This window comes from Methanocalculus chunghsingensis (assembly GCF_018132105.1).
In the GTDB taxonomy this organism is placed as follows: domain Archaea; phylum Halobacteriota; class Methanomicrobia; order Methanomicrobiales; family Methanocorpusculaceae; genus Methanocalculus; species Methanocalculus chunghsingensis.
The window spans coordinates 1-16981 of sequence record NZ_JWHL01000004.1 but is presented as its reverse complement, the minus strand read 5'-3'; the positions used below and the strand labels follow the sequence as shown (position 1 = coordinate 16981).

The 16981-nt window shown below is 58.2% G+C and carries 17 protein-coding genes; 12 read left to right on the top strand and 5 right to left on the bottom strand.

The genetic code is table 11. The features are described 5' to 3' along the window. The first annotated feature begins 22 nt into the window (after window positions 1–22). From prf1 to sepS, 4 genes are read left to right on the top strand one after another with little or no spacing between them, the layout of a single operon-like run. Complete coding sequence (gene prf1, locus RJ53_RS04065) at window positions 23–1300, top strand: peptide chain release factor aRF-1 (RefSeq protein WP_211530351.1); 1278 nt, start codon at window positions 23–25, stop codon at window positions 1298–1300. Then, window positions 1301–2968 (top strand): arginine--tRNA ligase, encoded by a 1668-nt coding sequence (argS, locus tag RJ53_RS04060; protein ID WP_211530350.1) that lies wholly within the window; start codon window positions 1301–1303, stop codon window positions 2966–2968. Then, the gene (twy1, locus tag RJ53_RS04055) at window positions 2949–3845 is read left to right on the top strand and encodes a 4-demethylwyosine synthase TYW1 (protein ID WP_211530349.1); all 897 of its coding nucleotides are present in this window, start codon (window positions 2949–2951) and stop codon (window positions 3843–3845) included. Before argS ends, twy1 begins: the two co-directional genes overlap by 20 nt. Next, window positions 3842–5428 (top strand): O-phosphoserine--tRNA ligase, encoded by a 1587-nt coding sequence (sepS, locus tag RJ53_RS04050; RefSeq protein ID WP_211530348.1) that lies wholly within the window; start codon window positions 3842–3844, stop codon window positions 5426–5428. The genes twy1 and sepS overlap by 4 nt, the downstream gene beginning before the upstream one ends. On the opposite strand, the gene RJ53_RS04045 is transcribed toward sepS, so the two are convergent. The 4 genes from RJ53_RS04045 to RJ53_RS04030 form a co-directional block, all read right to left on the bottom strand. Further along, a complete protein-coding gene (locus RJ53_RS04045; RefSeq protein WP_211530347.1) occupies window positions 5429–5782 on the bottom strand; it encodes a HepT-like ribonuclease domain-containing protein in 354 nt (117 codons plus the stop codon). Continuing rightward, window positions 5775–6059 (bottom strand): nucleotidyltransferase family protein, encoded by a 285-nt coding sequence (locus tag RJ53_RS04040; protein ID WP_211530475.1) that lies wholly within the window; start codon window positions 6057–6059, stop codon window positions 5775–5777. The genes RJ53_RS04045 and RJ53_RS04040 overlap by 8 nt, the downstream gene beginning before the upstream one ends. Window positions 6060–6240: 181 nt before the next feature. After that, complete coding sequence (locus RJ53_RS11845; RefSeq protein ID WP_211530346.1) at window positions 6241–8493, bottom strand: DEAD/DEAH box helicase; 2253 nt, start codon at window positions 8491–8493, stop codon at window positions 6241–6243. Beyond that, window positions 8490–9566, bottom strand: a complete 1077-nt coding sequence (locus tag RJ53_RS04030; RefSeq protein WP_211530345.1) for a ribonuclease H-like domain-containing protein — start codon at window positions 9564–9566, stop codon at window positions 8490–8492. Before RJ53_RS04030 ends, RJ53_RS11845 begins: the two co-directional genes overlap by 4 nt. A 128-nt stretch (window positions 9567–9694) precedes the next feature. On the opposite strand from RJ53_RS04030, the gene RJ53_RS04025 reads away from it, so the two are divergent. Beyond that, a complete protein-coding gene (locus RJ53_RS04025; protein WP_211530344.1) occupies window positions 9695–10474 on the top strand; it encodes a TIGR01458 family HAD-type hydrolase in 780 nt (259 codons plus the stop codon). Here RJ53_RS04025 and RJ53_RS04020 read toward each other — a convergent pair. Beyond that, window positions 10464–10619 carry a hypothetical protein gene (locus RJ53_RS04020; protein WP_211530343.1) on the bottom strand — a complete coding sequence of 52 codons (156 nt, stop codon included), beginning with the start codon at window positions 10617–10619 and terminating at the stop codon, window positions 10464–10466. The genes RJ53_RS04025 and RJ53_RS04020 overlap by 11 nt on opposite strands. A 186-nt stretch (window positions 10620–10805) precedes the next feature. On the opposite strand from RJ53_RS04020, the gene RJ53_RS04015 reads away from it, so the two are divergent. From RJ53_RS04015 to glmU, 7 genes are all read left to right on the top strand, one after another. Then, window positions 10806–11537, top strand: coding sequence for an ABC transporter ATP-binding protein (locus tag RJ53_RS04015; protein WP_211530342.1), 732 nt, complete (start codon window positions 10806–10808; stop codon window positions 11535–11537). Next, on the top strand, window positions 11522–12634 hold the full coding sequence (locus RJ53_RS04010; protein WP_211530341.1) for a SufB/SufD family protein: 1113 nt from the start codon (window positions 11522–11524) through the stop codon (window positions 12632–12634). Before RJ53_RS04015 ends, RJ53_RS04010 begins: the two co-directional genes overlap by 16 nt. A 2-nt stretch (window positions 12635–12636) precedes the next feature. Continuing rightward, window positions 12637–13287, top strand: a complete 651-nt coding sequence (locus RJ53_RS04005; protein ID WP_211530340.1) for a protein-L-isoaspartate(D-aspartate) O-methyltransferase — start codon at window positions 12637–12639, stop codon at window positions 13285–13287. Then, window positions 13272–13877 carry a cyclase family protein gene (locus RJ53_RS04000; protein ID WP_211530339.1) on the top strand — a complete coding sequence of 202 codons (606 nt, stop codon included), beginning with the start codon at window positions 13272–13274 and terminating at the stop codon, window positions 13875–13877. The genes RJ53_RS04005 and RJ53_RS04000 overlap by 16 nt, the downstream gene beginning before the upstream one ends. Continuing rightward, entirely contained in the window at window positions 13874–14479 is a 606-nt protein-coding gene (locus RJ53_RS03995) for a hypothetical protein (RefSeq protein ID WP_211530338.1), read from the top strand. The genes RJ53_RS04000 and RJ53_RS03995 overlap by 4 nt, the downstream gene beginning before the upstream one ends. Window positions 14480–14514: 35 nt before the next feature. After that, a complete protein-coding gene (locus RJ53_RS03990) occupies window positions 14515–15771 on the top strand; it encodes a phosphopentomutase/phosphoglucosamine mutase (RefSeq protein WP_211530337.1) in 1257 nt (418 codons plus the stop codon). Beyond that, the coding region (gene glmU, locus RJ53_RS03985) for a bifunctional sugar-1-phosphate nucleotidylyltransferase/acetyltransferase (protein WP_211530336.1) at window positions 15771–16981 on the top strand (1211 nt) is incomplete at its 3' end. The genes RJ53_RS03990 and glmU, both read left to right, overlap by 1 nt.

The window sequence follows — 16981 nt, the reverse complement described above, 5'->3', positions numbered from 1 at the left end:
TTTTTAATGGTGACTGACCCCCATGGCTGAGACAGAACAGACAGGAAAGGATGAGGCACGGCGCCGATATGAGTTCAGGAAGATGCTTGAACGACTCCAGGAGAAGGAGGGGAGCGGAACTGAACTCATATCATTGTACATACCCCCTGACAAACAGATATACGATGTAACGGCACAGCTTCGCGATGAGTTTGGCCAGTGTGCAAACATCAAGAGCAAACAGACGAAGACGAATGTCCAGAGCGCCCTCTCCTCTATCCTTGCACGTTTAAAGAATGTCAGAAGCCCTCCACCAAACGGGATGGCGGTATTCTCAGGTGCCGTCAATATCGGAGGGGACAAGAGCACGTTTGAGACGATCATCGTCGAGCCTCCCGAGCCGCTTGGTACATATCTGTACCGGTGCAGCTCCAGCTTCGAGCTTGAGCCTCTCAGGCAGATGCTGGAGGAGAAGTTTGTCTATGGTCTCCTTGTCCTTGATCGGCGTGAATCCTACTGGGGATTCCTCCGGGGAAACAGAATCGAGCCGATCAGCGGGACAACCTCCACAGTTCCGGGGAAACAGCGGAAAGGTGGTCAGTCAGCAGCACGTTTCGAACGGCTCCGTCTGATCGCAATCAATGAATACTACAAGAAGGTCGGGGAACGTGCAAGCGAAACGTTCCTTGCAGAGAAAGATTTCTTTGAACGGTTCAAAGGGCTTCTCATCGGCGGACCGACACCGACGAAGGAAGAGTTTGCCGCCGGGGACTATCTCCACCATGAGGTGAAAAAGAAGATGCTCGGCCTCTTCGATGTGGCATATACCAATGAGAGCGGCCTTGCCGAACTCGTCGATGCCGCCGGTGAAGCCCTCAAGGGTGTCGACCTGATGCGGGAGAAGGCGATCATGTCGAAGTTCTTCAAGGAGCTGACCAAGGACGACGGGGTTGCCGCATATGGTGAGGAGAGCATCAGGAAGAACCTGGAGGCAGGCGCAGTCGATATCCTCCTCCTCTCAGCGAAGCTCCGTGAGTCCCGCCTTGAGATACGGTGCGGCGCCTGTGGATATACGGAGGAGCGAACCTTCCGGATGGAGCCAGGGAAGAAGGTCTCTGATATCGACTTTGGCAACTGTCCGAAATGCACATCGCCGCTCATCCTTGATGCCGAGACCGATATTATTGAAGAGCTGACGAATCTTGCCGATCAGAGCAGCACCACCGTTGAGATCATCTCCGATGACTTTGAAGAGGGTGCGATGCTCGTCAACGCATTCGGTGGAATTGCCGCGATACTGCGGTACAGGACGGGATTATAGATGTACTTTGAAACAGTTGACCGGATCAGCCGGATGCTGAAGGCATGCACCGGTGAGGACGAGCCCTTCCTCGTCGATGGAGGGGATCATGCGGATATCGCATCGACGATCGCCTTCTCCCTTGCAAAGAAGGAGAAGAAGGCGCCTGTACAGATAGCAGCCGACCTTGCAGAGAAGATACAGGCGATGCCTGAGGCGGAGGGGATGGGGGTCCTCGCCGTCGGGCCGTACCTGAACTTCACCTTCGGGGCTGAATATCTCGCCGGATCTGTCGCCGCCGCACAGAGTCCGGGGTATGGCGATCTCCAGAAGAAGCATGAGCGGGTGCTGATCGAGCATACAAGTGCCAACCCCAACGGCCCCCTTCATGTCGGCCATATCAGAAACACCGTCATCGGCGACTCGCTCGTCCGGGCGTTCCGCAAAGCCGGATACCCGTCTGAGGTACAATACTATCTCAATGATATGGGCCGCCAGATCGCAATCGTCGTCTGGGGGCTTCAGAATCTTGGCATCACACGGAATGAGGGAGAGAAGCCGGATCATTATATCGCCCGCGTCTATATCCAGGCAAACCGTGACCTCGAGGCAGATCCATCGATAGGATCGGAGATTGAGCGGCTGATGCGCGAGATCGAGCATGGAGAGAAGAAGACGGAGGCCAGCTTCCGTGAGGCCGTTGACACCTGTATGGAGGGGATCCGGGAGACGCTCCTCGCCCTCAATACCGTCCATGACCGGATCGTCAGGGAGAGTACATTTGTCCGTATCGGCGATATGGAGCGGGCACTCGCCGCCCTCTCCCGACTGGACGAAGCGGAGAATGATGGCGAACTCTTCTCCCTCAACCTGACGGAGTACGGATTTGAGAAGAAGTACATCCTTCGGCGTGCGGATGGAACGAGCGTCTATGCAGCCCGTGATATCGCCTACCATATCTGGAAGGACAGAAACTATGATCGCGTCATCGATGTCCTCGGAGCCGATCATAAACTGATCGGGGGACAGCTCTGCGCAACCCTGAAGCTGATGGGGGAGCGGCCACCCGAGATTCTCCATTTCGAGTTCGTCTCGCTCCCGGAGGGAGCGATGAGCACCCGTGCAGGGAAGTTCATCACAGCCGATGAGCTGATCGAGGAGGTGACCGTCCGCGCCCTCGAAGAGGTGACGAAGCGGCGACCGGAGTTATCAGATGAGGAGCGTGCCGCGATTGCACGCTCGGTCGCCATCGGTGCGATCCGGTATGATATCATCCGGGTCTCACCGGAGAAGAGCACCGTCTTTGACTGGAAAGCCGCACTCGACTTCGAGCGGCAGAGCGCCCCCTATATCCAGTATGCCCATGCACGGGCATCATCCATCCTTGCAAAGGCCGGGGAGTTTGCTGAGGTCTATGAGTATGAGGATCCCCATGAGATCGCCCTTGCAAAGGCGATCGCACGGTTCCCGGCGATCCTCGATGCTGTCGTCGCCGATCTCCGGCCCCACCTTCTTGCAACCTATATCCGGGATCTCGCCGATCTCTTCAACACCTTCTACCGGTTCGTTCCTGTATTGAAGGCAGAAGGCCGGAACCGTGACGCACGGCTCTGCCTGGTGAAAGCGACGAAGAACACGCTGAAAGAGGGGCTTCTGACCCTCGGTATCGATGCACTCGAAAGCATGTGATACCCTGCGCAGGCAGGGGTACAACTTCATCTCCCCCCTCTCTTCTGCCGCGGTCAAGCCGTGTCTCTGGAGCAAACGTGCCCTCGCCGGGGGAGATATGTGTTATAAACACCAGTTTTACGGTATCGAGAGCCACCGGTGTATCCAGATGACACCGACACTCCGGTGCAACCAGCGCTGCCTCTTCTGCTGGCGATCCCATGAGCTTCCCATAGATGAAGACCGCGAGCTGTCGCCGGAAGAGATCGTCGCCAGTGTTACAAAACTCCATAAAAAGGGATTGTCAGGATACAAACCCCACCCCGAGGTGACAGAGGAACGGTGGGATGAAGCAACGGTGAGGCCAAACCAGGTTGCCATCTCGCTCTCGGGTGAGCCGACCTGCTACTCCCACCTCCCCGGGCTTGTTGATCGCTTCATGGAGACCGGCCATACCGTCTTTGTCGTCTCAAACGGTACCCGGCCATGGGTCATCAGGGATCTCCATCCCACCCAGCTCTATATCTCGCTTGATGCGCCGGACGAGGAGACCTACCGGCTGGTATGCCGGCCGATGGGGGATTACTGGGGGCGGATCCAGGAGAGCCTCTCGTATCTCTCCAGCCGTCGTTCTGCGATCCGGATGACGGTTGTCAAAGGGATCAACGATCACTCGCCTGAGAAGTACGGGCAGATCATCCGTGATGCAGCCCCGACGTTTGTCGAGATCAAAGGATATATGTATCTCGGATACAGTCGAAGCAGATTATCAGTTGAGCAGATGCCCGACCATGCATATCTCCGATCCTTTGCAGAGGAGGTCGGCCGCCATGCAGGGTACAGGATACGGGATGAAAGTCCCGTCTCGCGGGTCGTCTGCCTTGAGGAGGAACCATGAGATTTGATCCAGAAGAGTTCAGGAGACGCGGGAAAGAGGATTTTGAAGGAGCCTGGCATGCCGGGACGAGCGTCCTCTCAAAACCGCCGTCCGCCCGGAAGTACCCCCGCTATACCTATACCCGTGCAGAACCGCACCCGGTCTTTGATACCATCCAGAGACTGCGGCAGGCATATCTTTCGATGGGTTTTAACGAAGCGATGAACCCCGTCATCGTGGAGGAGCAGGAGGTGTACCGGCAGTTCGGGCCCGAGGCGATGGCTGTTCTTGATCGCGTCTTCTATCTCGGCGGCCTGCCCCGCCCGAATGTAGGGATCGCACGGAAGCAGATTGAGGAGATCGAGGAGATTGCCCGGATATCCATCTCTTCTGAGAAGGAGGAGGCGCTCCGGACGACCCTTCATGCCTACAAGAAGGGCGACTTTGATGGCGACGATCTCGCCCATGAGATGGCGGCGGTCCTTGCAATCGATGACGCGGTCGTCGTCCATATCCTCGATGCGGTCTTCCCCGAGTTTCGGGAGCTCGCCCCCGAGTCGTCCCGGTCCACCCTCAGGTCACATATGACGAGCGGCTGGTTCATGTCGCTTGAGGAGTGCTGGAACCGGAGGGCCCATCCGATCCGCCTCTTCTCGATCGACCGGTGTTTCCGCCGGGAGCAGGAGGAGGGGGCAACCCGGCTGATGAGCTACCACTCCGCCTCCTGTATCGTCGCTGATGAAAATGTCACCATCGACGAGGGGATGGCGGTTGCCGAAGGGCTGTTATCTGCATTCGGGTTCACCGACTTTGAGTTCCGGCCGGATGAGAAACGGTCGAAGTACTATATGCCCGGGACCCAGACCGAGGTCTATGCCCGCCACCCGGTGCATGACTGGGTGGAGGTGGCGACCTTTGGGATCTACTCCCCATCCGCCCTCGGGGAGTATGGTGTCGGTATCCCGGTGATGAATCTCGGCCTCGGTGTCGAGCGGCTTGCGATGATCATTCACAACGCCGATGATGTCCGGAAGCTCAGCTACGCCCAGTTCTATCCGCAGCCCCTCACGGATCGCGATCTCATCCGCTCAATCACCGTCCGGGAAGAGCCCGCAACGGAGACGGGGCGGGTGCTTGCAGAGGCGATCGCGGCAGTTGCGACCGAACATGCGGCAGAGCCGTCCCCCTGCTCATTCCCGGCCTGGTCAGGCGAGATCGCCGGGACCGCCGTCGATGTCACGGTCATTGAGCCGGAAGAGAACTCAAAGCTCCTCGGACCCGCCTGCGGAAACGAGATATTCATCCATGAAGGAGCGATCCTCGGAGTGCCGGATACCGAGAAGTTTGCGAATATCAGAGCAAACGGCACTCCGACCGGCATCCGGTTCATCGATACCGTCGCACTCCTCGCCGCCGCCAGGATCGAAGAGGCGGCCCGGTGCGGGGAAGGAACAACCGTGCAGGTGAAGATGGCAAAACTTCCTTCGGATGTGAATATCAGGATCGCCGATCATGCGATGCGATTCGTCACCGATTCGAGGAAGAAGATCGATCTCCGGGGCCCGATCTTCATGACGGTGGAGAGCAGGGTCCGGGGAGAATAGTTAATTTTTATTTTTATATTCTTTAAAAATTATTTCAGAAATCCCTGCCTGAAACTCTGGAATCTTCTGCGTAATGATATTCCAGAGGATCTCCATATCGACGCCGAAATATCCATGAATCAGTATATCCCGAAATCCAGCAATAGCTCTCCAATCAGTTGCTGGAAATTGTTCTTTCAATTCGTTGTTCAGGTTTTTTACCGCTTCGCCAATAATTGCAAAGTTCCGAATGACGGCATCAATTCGCATCTGATCATTTGAGAACTCCTCAAATGTCATACTCCCAACATACGATTGTATCCTCTTTACAGCATCTTCAATATCATGTAAATAGAGAAGCTGGGATCTACGCATAGATAACATCCCTCAGAATCGGGTCGCGGATGAGGGGCTTCAGTGCCGCTTCCGTTACGAGATCGACCTTCCGACCGAAGAGATCTTCAAGATACAATTTCACACCCATGAAGTTGTCGAATGTCTTCTTTCCCTCTTCAAAAAAGACGAGTATGTCGATATCACTCAAAGGCCGCTCCTCTCCGCGTGCAAAAGATCCAAAGATGCCGATCCTGGCAATACCAAAGCGCTCTTTCAGGACAGATTCGTGCCTGCGCAGGAGATCAAGGACATTCATATTCTTCACGCCAACGAGTCTTTGGTGGTTTTCATATTAAGAACTATCCCGACTCTGGTTCAGAGGCGGATATCCACTCCTCTTTATAGCCCTCCCTCGGATGATCTTTCAGGGCATTCAGAACTGCTTTTGTCTCGCGGGAGAACCTGATGCTCGTTATGGTGGAGACGATCATCCATGCTTACCTGCCTTCGTTCATTTTTCGCAGGGAATGAAGCAGCACCGCTGATCCCTCCTTATCAAGAGGTTTGTTCTCATTGCCGCACTTCGGGGAGAAGATGCAGGCCGGACAGCCATCATAACACCGGCATTCATCGACGATCGTTGCGGCGAGATCCGCGATCTCCCCGGTAAGATGATACGCTTTTGCGGCGAGTCCTGCACCTCCGGTATACCCGTCATAGATGATGATGGCAGGCCCGTCCACCGCAGGATGATACCGGGTCGAGATGCCGCCGATATCGTTTCGATCACAGATGACGAGCCCCGGCATCGCGGCGATGAGGGCATGCTCGGCGGCATGGAGTGTGCCATCGGGATCGGCGATGCCATGATCCTCAAGGAGAGAGGGATCGATTGCAAGGATGAGTGCCTGCGTCGGGAAGGAGTTTGCCGGGAGATCCAAGATCTCAGAGCCGATGATCCGATCATACCGGACCAGCTGGTAGCCGGTGATCGCCTCGGTGACGGTCACCTCTGCAAAGGAGATGGCGAGCCCCGACTGACTGCGTGACCCGAGGATCCGGTCGACCGAGACAGAGGTGGTGGTGAGCGGGCGGGTGAAGTAGTCGGCCTCGAGGAGATCGACCCGGATCACCCCGTCGTCCCGATCCACCGACCGGACGATATAGCTTGTATCCTGATGGAGGAGGACCGCCCCGGGATACGCCTCCCGGTATGCCTGGGCGGCATCCATCGTCTCGATGAGGCGGCCCTTCTCCATGATCCGGTATCCCCCTGATGCCGAGCCGGTGAGGGTGACGGCCTCGGCGGGGCGGCGGGCTCCGGCATAGACATACCCTCTCCGGGTCCAGGCGAGGAGCCCTTCATCTGAGAGCTCCCGGAGATGGGCCATCATCTCATCCCCGAAGTACGTGATATCCCCGTCACCAACCGGGATCTCGGCTGCCGCACAGAGGAGATGGCCGGAGAGGATGATCGGGTTTCGCATATCGACGGCGGCGTGTTCGGCGGTGGCGGCGAAGAAACGGTCGGGGTGATGCATATAATACTGGTCGATGGGATCATACCGGGCAACCATCGTGACGAGACTCTCATCGCCGCTCCTGCCGGCCCGTCCCGCCTGCTGCCAGAAGGAGATGGTGGCACCGGGATATCCGGCCATCAGGACCGCATCGAGGGTACCGATATCAACACCGAGTTCGAGGGCATTTGTCGAGACCACCCCCTGGAGAACTCCGCTCTTCAGCCCTGCCTCTATCTCCCGCCGCTCATCGGCAAGGTAGCCTGCCCGGTATGCACGGAGCCGGTCTGCGAGGGCGGGATCACCAGCAAGCTCCTCTCTCGTCCTCCGGGTGATCACCTCGGCGAGCCGCCGGGACGGGGAGAAGCAGATCGTCTGGTGGCGATACCGCATATGGATCGCAAGGAGACGGGAGACCTCGGAGGTAAGGGATGCCCCGGGATTCCGTAGATACGGGTTATAGAAGACGATGTTCTTCGGGCTCTGCGGCGATCCGTCCTCTGCGATGATACGGACCCGCCGGCCGCAGAGCCGTTCCGCAAACTCTTCCGGGTTTCCAAGGGTGGCGGATGCGAGGATAAAGACCGGGGATGCGTCATAGTACGCAAGGACGCGGGTGAGCCTCCGCATCAGGAGGGCGATATGGGAGCCGAAGACCCCCCGGTACCGGTGTGCCTCGTCGATGACGACAAATGCGGTACCTGAGAAGAAATCCGCCCATTGCCGCCGCCAGGAGAGGATATGATGGATCTCATGCATATTCGAGATGATGATCCGCGATCCCGACCGGATCCCCGGCCGGGCATCCCGTGGTGTATCGCCGTCATAGACAGCCGGGGAGAGACCAGCCCCGATGGCTCTGTCGATGGCCTGGAATGCGGCGAGCTGATCGCGGGCGAGCGCCTTCGTCGGGTACAGGAGAAGTGCCCGCCCGTCGGGGTCGGAGAGGAGGCGGTCGATGATCGGGAGGGCGAAGGCGAGGGTCTTTCCGGATGCCGTCTGCGTCGCAAGGAGTATATCCTCCCCGGCTGATGCCCGTTCATACGCCTCTGCCTGGTGGATGTAGGGCCGGATTCCTTCATTGATGAGCCAGGAGCGGAGGCGGGGATGGAGGGGGTCAGGGATCGTCGCATACCGTGCCTCCCTCCCGAAGATACGGTGGATGGAGAGGGCATCCTCAGGGGTGCCACACTCCTCCCGGATCTTTGTGAGGATCGGAGGCTGCGTCACCGGTACATCTCCAGGTACCGGCGGTGGAGATCGACGAGGGATAGGACATCCTGCCGGTTGTGCCGGATGATCGGGATGAGGGGGCCCGGGTTTTTGGATCGCCTGTAGGTATCATACCATCCAGGTACAAGTGCACCAGGGAGATCAAAGCCCCTCTTAAGACCGAGGACCGTCTCCTCGATGGTGGCGAGGCGGCAGTCGGAGAGATCCCGGCCGAGGGTCCGGCGGGTGATATGGAGGAGGTCAAGCTGGTGGGCACCGAAGGCATACTCCTCCCCATAGTACGCACACCGGTCTGCGAGATAGGGTACATCGAAACACCGGCCATTGTAGCTGAGGATGAGGGGGTCGTCGGGGAGGCTCTCCTGCCATGCGAGGAGGGCGGGGAGCTCCTCATCGATGTCGCGGGCGAGGAACTGCCGGAGACGGACGGAGCCCCCCTCGACTGTTGCAGACCCGATGAGGAAGACCGGCCGGGAGAAGACGCCAAGGGTCTCGATATCCAGGAAGACGAGCCGGCCGGGATCGAAGAGGGCGGATGATCGGATCACCTCCGGATGGGTCGGGGAGAGGCGTGATCGTGCCCATGCCATCACCGCCCCGGCATCGCCGTCGGTGATGAGGGAGAGGGTTTCTTCGGCAGAAGGACGGTACCGCCGGATATGGAGGAGATCGCGGATCGTCCGGCAACCCTTCTGCTTCAGTCTCCGTTCATGGGCAGGGCCGATCCCCGGCACCAGCCGGAGAGAGCGGAGCAGGTGGGCCCGGGCCGCATCCGGATCAAGGGGGAGGGGCGGGCAGGAGACCGACTCACCGATCCCAAAACATTCACCCTCGGGTGTATCGATGATATCCCCTGCGATGATCTCACCGAGATCCGATCCTGCATGGAGATCGCATAGCCGCTCCTTCTCTTCCTCGAACCGTTGAAATTCTGAGGCGAAGATGCCGGTCCTCCCGATCCCCGCCCTGAACCGGTTATCATGCTCGATGACCCGGTACTCGTGCCGTGGATCGAGCCGCTCCCTCCAGAGTGACCGGGCCGTCCTGAAGCCCCCCGCTGTCCCTGCCATTACGTACACCTCGCATCTCTGCATGATAAACCCGGTGAGCGGGGGGTGAAAGTAAGAGGAGGTTTATCAGACCAGAACGAGAAGAGAGAATACTACTATTATCAGTATGCCATGCGAGTGAGGAGACGATGCAGATAGAAGCACTCATCATCGATATCGACGGCGTGGTTGCCATCGGGGGGGATCCGATCCCTGGTGCGGCAGAGGCCATCGGCTGGCTGGAGGAGACGGGGGTCCCGTACCGGTTCCTCTCAAACTCGACACAGCGGAGCCGGGAGGGGATAGCAGAACGGCTGAACCGAAACGGCCTTTCGATACACCCGGAGCTGATCTCAACACCCATCGTCGCCGCGGTCCGGCTGCTCAAAGAGAAGGGAATTTCATCGGCAAGAATGCTGGTGACAGAGGCGGCGAAGGAGGCGTTCCATACCGCAGGGATCACCGACGGCGACGGGGCGGTCATCATCGGGGATGCCGGGGAGGCATTCACCTTTCAGGCACTGAACGGGGCGTTTCGGCTGATCACCGATGGCGCACCCCTCATCGCGCTTGAACGGGACCGGTACTGGATGGCCGAAGACGGCCTCACCCTCTCGGCAGGGCCGTTTGTTGCGGCACTCGAATATGCGGCCGGGAGAGAGGCAGACGTACTTGGCAAACCCTCTCCGGACGCATTCCTCTCGGCATGTTCCATCATGGGTGTTGCACCGGCTGCCACCGCGATGATCGGCGATGACATCAGGAGTGATGTCGGGGGTGCACAGGCGGCCGGCCTCACCGGGGTGCTCGTCCAAACCGGGAAGTACTCGGCCGCGGTTGTGGAGGAATCGGGGATCGTCCCGGACCTGATCCTTGGATCAATTGCGGATATCCGGGAGATATTCCATCAGGGCCTGTTCAGGCGATGATGATCCGGTTCTCAGGGTGCCGGATCTCTGGTTCGGTCTGCCGCCCGCCGGATCGCAGAGCATCGGATCTCCGGCATCCATGCCGGATGGCGGTTCTGTACTCTTCTGCACGCTCAACGAGGTAGACGAAGGTCATCTTCTTCATACTCGTCTCATCGCACCCGGGGCCATATCAATCCTCGGCGCGGGGGGTGAAAGTGAAATTCCGAGATGGAAACTCCGTATCCTCCCTTTTTTTGGGAGATGGACATCCTGAGGAGCGAGAGGTATCTGCCGCCATCCCGAAACAATCCTTTTTTACATCCCCATGCGGAATAGATCATGATTTTGTATGCTTGAGATAGAGGACCTCCATGTCGAGGTCGAAGGCAGAGAGGTACTTCATGATATCAATCTGACCATCCGGGAGGGTGAGACCCATGTCCTGATGGGGCCGAACGGGTCCGGCAAGACGACCCTCCTCCGTGCATTGATGGGATTTGGGAGTTCCCGCATCACTGACGGAACGATCACCTTTAAAGGCCATGATATCACGAAGATGCCGATCCATGAGCGGGCACAGCTCGGTATCGGTCTCCTCTTCCAGCGGCCACCGACGATCTCGGGGCTGAAACTCGGCAAGCTGCTCAATGTCACCTCCCACGGGGATACCAGCCATGTTGAGGAGTACGCACGGAGGATGAATATGGATACCTTCCTCGAACGCGATGTCAACAAAGGCTTCTCAGGCGGTGAGATCAAGCGGAGCGAGGTGCTCCAGCTGATGATCCAGAAGCCCGACTTCGTGATGCTCGATGAGCCCGAGAGCGGGGTTGATCTCGAGAATATGGCCCTCGTCGGCAATGCAATCGCGGGCCTCATCGAGAAAGATCAGCACATTATCAGCCGGAAGAAGAGCGGGCTCATCATCACGCATACCGGGTATATCCTCGACTACATCGATGCCGACTTCGGCCATGTGATGTGTGACGGGACCTTCAAGTGCCATGGCAATCCCCGCGAGATCCTCAAGAGTATTCAGTTAAAAGGGTATAAGGAGTGTATCGAATGTCAGAGGGTATGAAGGGATTTGCCGAGATCAATGAAGAGGACAGAAAGCGGATCGAGATGACCGGGCTCCAGACCGGAACCCTTGAGGGGCGATCCGGGAGTTTCCTCCAGGTCGATGAGCATATCCATCATGCATCCACCGATGCAAAAGGGATCGAGATCCTCCCGATTGCCGATGCACTCAAACGCTATGCATGGCTTGAGGACTATTACTGGAAGGCGGTGTCCCGTGACAAAGATGAGATTACGCAGTACATCGCTGCACAGGAGCCGAAAGGATATGTCCTGATCGCACGGAAAGGAAGCCAGACCACCTTCCCGCTCCAGACCTGCCTCTTCCTGGCAAAGGAAGATATCCAGTACGTCCATAACATCATCATCGCAGAGGAGGGATCAGAGCTCCATCTCATCGCCGGATGTGCAAGCTCGGCACAGAACAAGAACGGCAAACACTATGGAGTGACCGAGATCTATGTCGGCAAAGATGCAAAGGTCACCTCCACGATGATCCATACCTGGGGGGAGACGATTGAGGTCTATCCACGGAGTGTCACGATCGTCGAGGAGCGGGGGGTCTTCCTCTCAAACTATGTCTGCATGGTCCCTGCAAAGAAGGTCCAGATGTACCCGACTGCCGAGCTTCGTGGAGAAGGGGCGGTTGCACGCTTCTCAAGCATTATGCTTGCAACCCCGGGATCCTACCTCGACACCGGATCCCGTGCCCTCCTCTCTGCCAAAGGGGCAACCTCCGAGTTAATCACCCGTGCGATCACGACCGGCGGAACGATCATCTCCCGCGGCCATATCCTTGGATCAGTCAGGGATACCAAGGGCCATATCGAGTGCCGGGCACTCATCCTCAAAGACGGTATCATCCATGCCATCCCTGAGATCGAAGGCCGGGTCGTCGATTGCGAACTCTCCCATGAAGCGGCAGTCGGAAAGATTGCCCAGGACGAGATCGAGTATCTGATGGCACGGGGCCTCTCCGAGGACGAGGCGACGGCGACGATCATCCGCGGCTTCCTTGATGTGAAGATCAGCGGCCTGCCGGAGAGCCTGCAACGCCAGATTGATGCCGCAATCGATGCGGCCGAGAAGGGATTCTGACCATGAACGACCCGTTTGAAGCCCGGCGAAAGGAGATGGTCAATGACCAGATCCGGCGACGCGGGGTCTCTGACGAACGGGTCCTTCGGGCGATGGAGGAGGTGCCCCGGCACCTCTTCGTCCCACAAGGCATGGAGGAGGAGGCATACCAGGACCGGCCGCTCCCGATCGGATCAGGCCAGACGATATCCCAGCCCTATATCGTCGCGGTGATGACCGCACTCCTCCGGGTCGCTCCCACCGATACGGTTCTTGAGATCGGCTGCGGGAGCGGGTACCAGGCGGCGATCCTCAGCAGGATGGCAACGAGTGTCATCTCGATCGAGCGGATCGAAGAGGTCGCAGAGCAGGCGGAAGAGAATTTCAGGAGGGCCGGGATCACCGGCATCAGGATCATCATCGGAGATGGGACAGAAGGCTATCCCGAAGGTGCCCCCTATGATGCCATTTTGGTGACCGCCGCGGCCCCTCATATCCCTGAGCCTCTCCTCGACCAGCTCGCCGAAGGAGGGAGGCTCGTCGCTCCGGTCGGGGATACCGATATCCAGTACCTGACCAGGGTCACCAGGCGGGGATCGGAGTATATCCGGGAATCGTTTGAACCGGTCCGTTTCGTCCCGCTCCTCGGGAGATACGGATGGCCGGAGCGATGAAGATCCACGATATCACCCGCCAGCTCTCCCCGGAGACGTTTGTCTGGCCCGGAGATCCGGCGGTCACCTATTCTCAGAGGGTTCAGGACGGCTATACCGTCACCGGGATCTGCATGGGGAGCCATAGCGGGACACATATCGATGCCCCGCTTCATGTGATCCCGGGGGGAGCCGGAATCGAGGCAGTACCGCTTGAGGCAGCGGTCGGCCCGGTTCTCCTCAGAGACGTCCCTCCGGGTCCGGTTCCGGCCGGAGTATTCGAAGGGACCAGCCTTCTCAGGGTGATCATCCACTCCGGCTGGTCAGCAGATGAGCCGGAGTGCTATGGGTACCTTCAGGAAGAGGATGCCCGGACCCTTGTTGAGGCGGGGATCATTGCCATCGGGACCGATGCCCCGTCGATCGAGGCACCGGAGGGCGATGGTGCGGTCCACAGAATTCTGCTTGCCGCCGGGGTTGTCATCATCGAGCTCCTCGATCCCGGCGATCTTCCCGGGGGAGAGTATATGATGGTTGCACTCCCGATCTCATGCAAAGGCCTTGATGGATCACCTGCACGCGTGATCCTGATTGAGGATATGGTATCATGACGATTATACACAGAGCAGTTCAAAAACTGAAAGGATCTCTGGAAGGGAGCGGCTGCGACCATGGGGTCGTCTCCCTCTGGGTAAACAGGGATGTGCCGGTCTGCCAGTATCCACGAGGTGTCTGTCTTGAAGGAGTGTATGGCGGCCGGACCGCTGAGATGGTCACCACAACACCGCTTGAGGCGAAGGCGAAACTCTCTTTTCTCTATGAGGCGCCGCTTAAAAAACCAAAGACACGGGCAGCCGCGGTTGCGATCATCAATGTCGTCACCGGGTTTGCCTGCATGTCCCGCAAACTCCATGCCTGCCCACCGTCCTGCCATGGGGAGTGCCGGGAGATGCTTGCAAAGATGTATGACAGCGGTATGATCTACCCTGTCGACAATCTCAAGGAGATTCCGGAGATCTTCCAGGGGAGGATCGCGGAGAGCCCGGAGAAGGCAGATATTATCATCATCGCAGGAGACGGGCTGATCAGCGACGAAGGAATTGAGATTCAGGAGAAGTATCAGGATACAAAAGAGATCATTTATCTTGGTCCATCAACCGCCGGGGTTGCCACACTCCTCGATCTGAAGCACTGGTGCCCCTTCGGCAGATGAGTAAGCATAATATCTTATCTCTCAGATAAACCTGTATGCTCTTTGGCTCATCCGGTATCAGGATGACGTATGGAAGGACGCTCCTTGACCTCTCCCTCTCTGTCGGTGCATCTGTTGGCACAGACAGAAAGAGGGTCGTTATCGGGAGCGATACTCGATCCACACGGCATATCCTGACAGAATCCATTACTTCCGGTCTCCTCTGCACAGGTGCCGATGTCATCTCCGGAGGGGTGGCACCAACCCCGACGGTCGCCTATGCGGCGCGGAATGCAGATGCAGGCTGTATGGTTACCGCTTCGCACAATCCAGAGGATTATAACGGAATAAAGCTCTTCAATCCGAACGGCTCCCCCTATACCCTTGCAGAACAGTCCAGGATCGAGGAGATGGTACATAATCCGATCTGGAATGGCTGGGATCAGATCGGAACCCGGATCGATGCTGACATCATCACCCCGCACCGGGATGCGATCCTCTCCTCCATCTCCCCGAAGAGCGGGATGACGGTCGTCCTCGACTGCGGCGGGGGGGCAGGAACCGCGATCACCCCCGGACTCCTCTCGGATGCGGGTGTAAGAACGGTCACCCTGAACGGGGATCCGACATCGACGTTCCCCCGCCCATCTGAGCCCCTCCCTGAGAACCTCTCCTACATGCCTGCGATCATCCGGAAATCCGGCGCCGCCTGCGGAGTTGCCCATGATGGCGATGCCGACCGGTGCGTCACTTTTGATAACAGAGGGAGGTTCATCGCCGGTGAACACCTTCTGATCCTCTTCTCGAGATACCTTGATCTTCACGAGGTGGTGACGACGGTCGATGCATCGATGGCCATCGAGGAGGTGGCAACCGTCCACCGGACGCCTGTCGGCGACAGCTATGTCTCCGAAGAGCTCCTCACCTGGGGCGGAATCGGGGGCGAACCATCAGGGAGCTGGATCTTCCCCTCCCACTCTTTCTGTGCAGACGGTATCTATGCAGCCGCCCTCTTCTGCGAGATCGCAGGCGAATGGGATGTTGCAGAGGAGATTGACCAGATGCCGAAGTACCCGATCCTCCGATCCTCCATCCCCACGCCGCATGGCCAGGCCGCACTCAGTCATCTTGGTGCTGAGAAGCCAACAGATGGTCTCAGGATTGCGGGGGAGGACGGATGGTATCTCATCCGGGCAAGCGGCACCGAGCCGAAGGTCCGGGTCACCGCTGAAGGAAGAACGAAGGAGATCGCCTCCGCTCTCCTTGCAGAAGGCGAATCGCGGCTGAAGGCGGCTATCCGGGAGGTCTCATAATGGCGAGGCCAACAGAGTGTGTCCTTCTTGCAGCCGGTGAGGGGAAGCGGATGCGGCCGCTCACGACGAACCGTCCGAAGGTGATGATCCCGCTTGCCAACCGGCCGATGCTTGAACATCTCATCATCGCGGCACGGGATGCAGGGATCGAGCGGTTCGTCATCGTCGTCGGGTATGGCGAAGAGATCGTCAGGGAGTACTTCGGGGATGGCTCAGGATTATCTGTCACCATCGAGTATGTCGTCCAGAGGTGCCAGCGGGGGACCGCCGATGCACTTGCAGCAGCCGAAGGGCTTGTGACCGGGGATTTCCTCCTGATGAACGGGGATATGATCCTGAGTGCGGCAGAGATTGGATCCCTCTGCGAAATGGAGGCTCCTGCCCTTGCCGTCGCGGAGGTTGACAATCCCGAGAGCTACGGCGTTGTGGTCCTTGAAGGAGACCGGGTGACAAGCCTTGAGGAGAAGTCACGGGCACCGAAGAGCACCATGATCAACGCCGGGGCATACCTCTTCTCACCTGAGATCTTCGATCTCATCAGGATGATCGGCATCTCAGGCAGGGGGGAGTATGAACTGACCGATGCCTTCAGCGGATATATCAGGGAGAAGAGGCTTGGAGCCATCACGCTTACATCATGGAGGGATGTCGGGTATCCCTGGGACATCCTTGCAGCCAATGAATATCTCCTTGGTATCACCAGCGGTCCAGATGATGGAACGGTTGAAGCGGGGGTCGTTCTCAAAGGCCCGGTCATCATCGGGAAGGGGACGGTGATCCGATCAGGGAGCTATATCGAAGGACCCTGTATCATCGGCCGGGACTGCATCGTCGGGCCCGGCGCCTATATCAGGCCGGGTACGGCGGTCGGGGACCGGTGCCATATCGGCCATGCCGTCGAGGTGAAGAACTCGGTCATCTTCAGTGGAACGAAGATCCCGCACTTCAATTATATCGGGGACAGTGTCATCGGCTCGGGCTGCAACTTCGGTGCCGGGACGAAGATCGCAAATCTCCGCCATGATCATGGAAATGTCTCTGTCGGGGGAGCAGATACCGGCAGGAAGAAATTTGGAGCGGTCATCGGGGATGATGTCCTCTTTGGGATTAACTGCTCGATCAATACCGGATCCTCCATCGGATCCGGATCCCGGATAGCCCCCCATTCGTACGTCGACGGGGTGTATGATGACGAGAGTGTCATAACGAG

What these genes read in the sequence shown, in the direction of transcription:
- sepS (WP_211530348.1), top strand. Translation starts at nt 3,842, where the DNA reads ATGAGATTTGATCCAGAAGAGTTCAGGAGACGCGGGAAAGAGGATTTT.
- RJ53_RS04045 (WP_211530347.1), bottom strand. Translation starts at nt 5,782, where the DNA reads ATGCGTAGATCCCAGCTTCTCTATTTACATGATATTGAAGATGCTGTA.
- RJ53_RS04015 (WP_211530342.1), top strand. Translation starts at nt 10,806, where the DNA reads ATGCTTGAGATAGAGGACCTCCATGTCGAGGTCGAAGGCAGAGAGGTA.
- RJ53_RS04020 (WP_211530343.1), bottom strand. Translation starts at nt 10,619, where the DNA reads ATGAAGAAGATGACCTTCGTCTACCTCGTTGAGCGTGCAGAAGAGTAC.
- RJ53_RS04030 (WP_211530345.1), bottom strand. Translation starts at nt 9,566, where the DNA reads ATGGCAGGGACAGCGGGGGGCTTCAGGACGGCCCGGTCACTCTGGAGG.
- argS (WP_211530350.1), top strand. Translation starts at nt 1,301, where the DNA reads ATGTACTTTGAAACAGTTGACCGGATCAGCCGGATGCTGAAGGCATGC.
- twy1 (WP_211530349.1), top strand. Translation starts at nt 2,949, where the DNA reads ATGCACTCGAAAGCATGTGATACCCTGCGCAGGCAGGGGTACAACTTC.
- RJ53_RS03990 (WP_211530337.1), top strand. Translation starts at nt 14,515, where the DNA reads ATGCTCTTTGGCTCATCCGGTATCAGGATGACGTATGGAAGGACGCTC.
- RJ53_RS04025 (WP_211530344.1), top strand. Translation starts at nt 9,695, where the DNA reads ATGCAGATAGAAGCACTCATCATCGATATCGACGGCGTGGTTGCCATC.
- RJ53_RS04010 (WP_211530341.1), top strand. Translation starts at nt 11,522, where the DNA reads ATGTCAGAGGGTATGAAGGGATTTGCCGAGATCAATGAAGAGGACAGA.
- RJ53_RS04040 (WP_211530475.1), bottom strand. Translation starts at nt 6,059, where the DNA reads ATGAATGTCCTTGATCTCCTGCGCAGGCACGAATCTGTCCTGAAAGAG.
- prf1 (WP_211530351.1), top strand. Translation starts at nt 23, where the DNA reads ATGGCTGAGACAGAACAGACAGGAAAGGATGAGGCACGGCGCCGATAT.
- RJ53_RS03995 (WP_211530338.1), top strand. Translation starts at nt 13,874, where the DNA reads ATGACGATTATACACAGAGCAGTTCAAAAACTGAAAGGATCTCTGGAA.
- RJ53_RS04000 (WP_211530339.1), top strand. Translation starts at nt 13,272, where the DNA reads ATGGCCGGAGCGATGAAGATCCACGATATCACCCGCCAGCTCTCCCCG.
- RJ53_RS04005 (WP_211530340.1), top strand. Translation starts at nt 12,637, where the DNA reads ATGAACGACCCGTTTGAAGCCCGGCGAAAGGAGATGGTCAATGACCAG.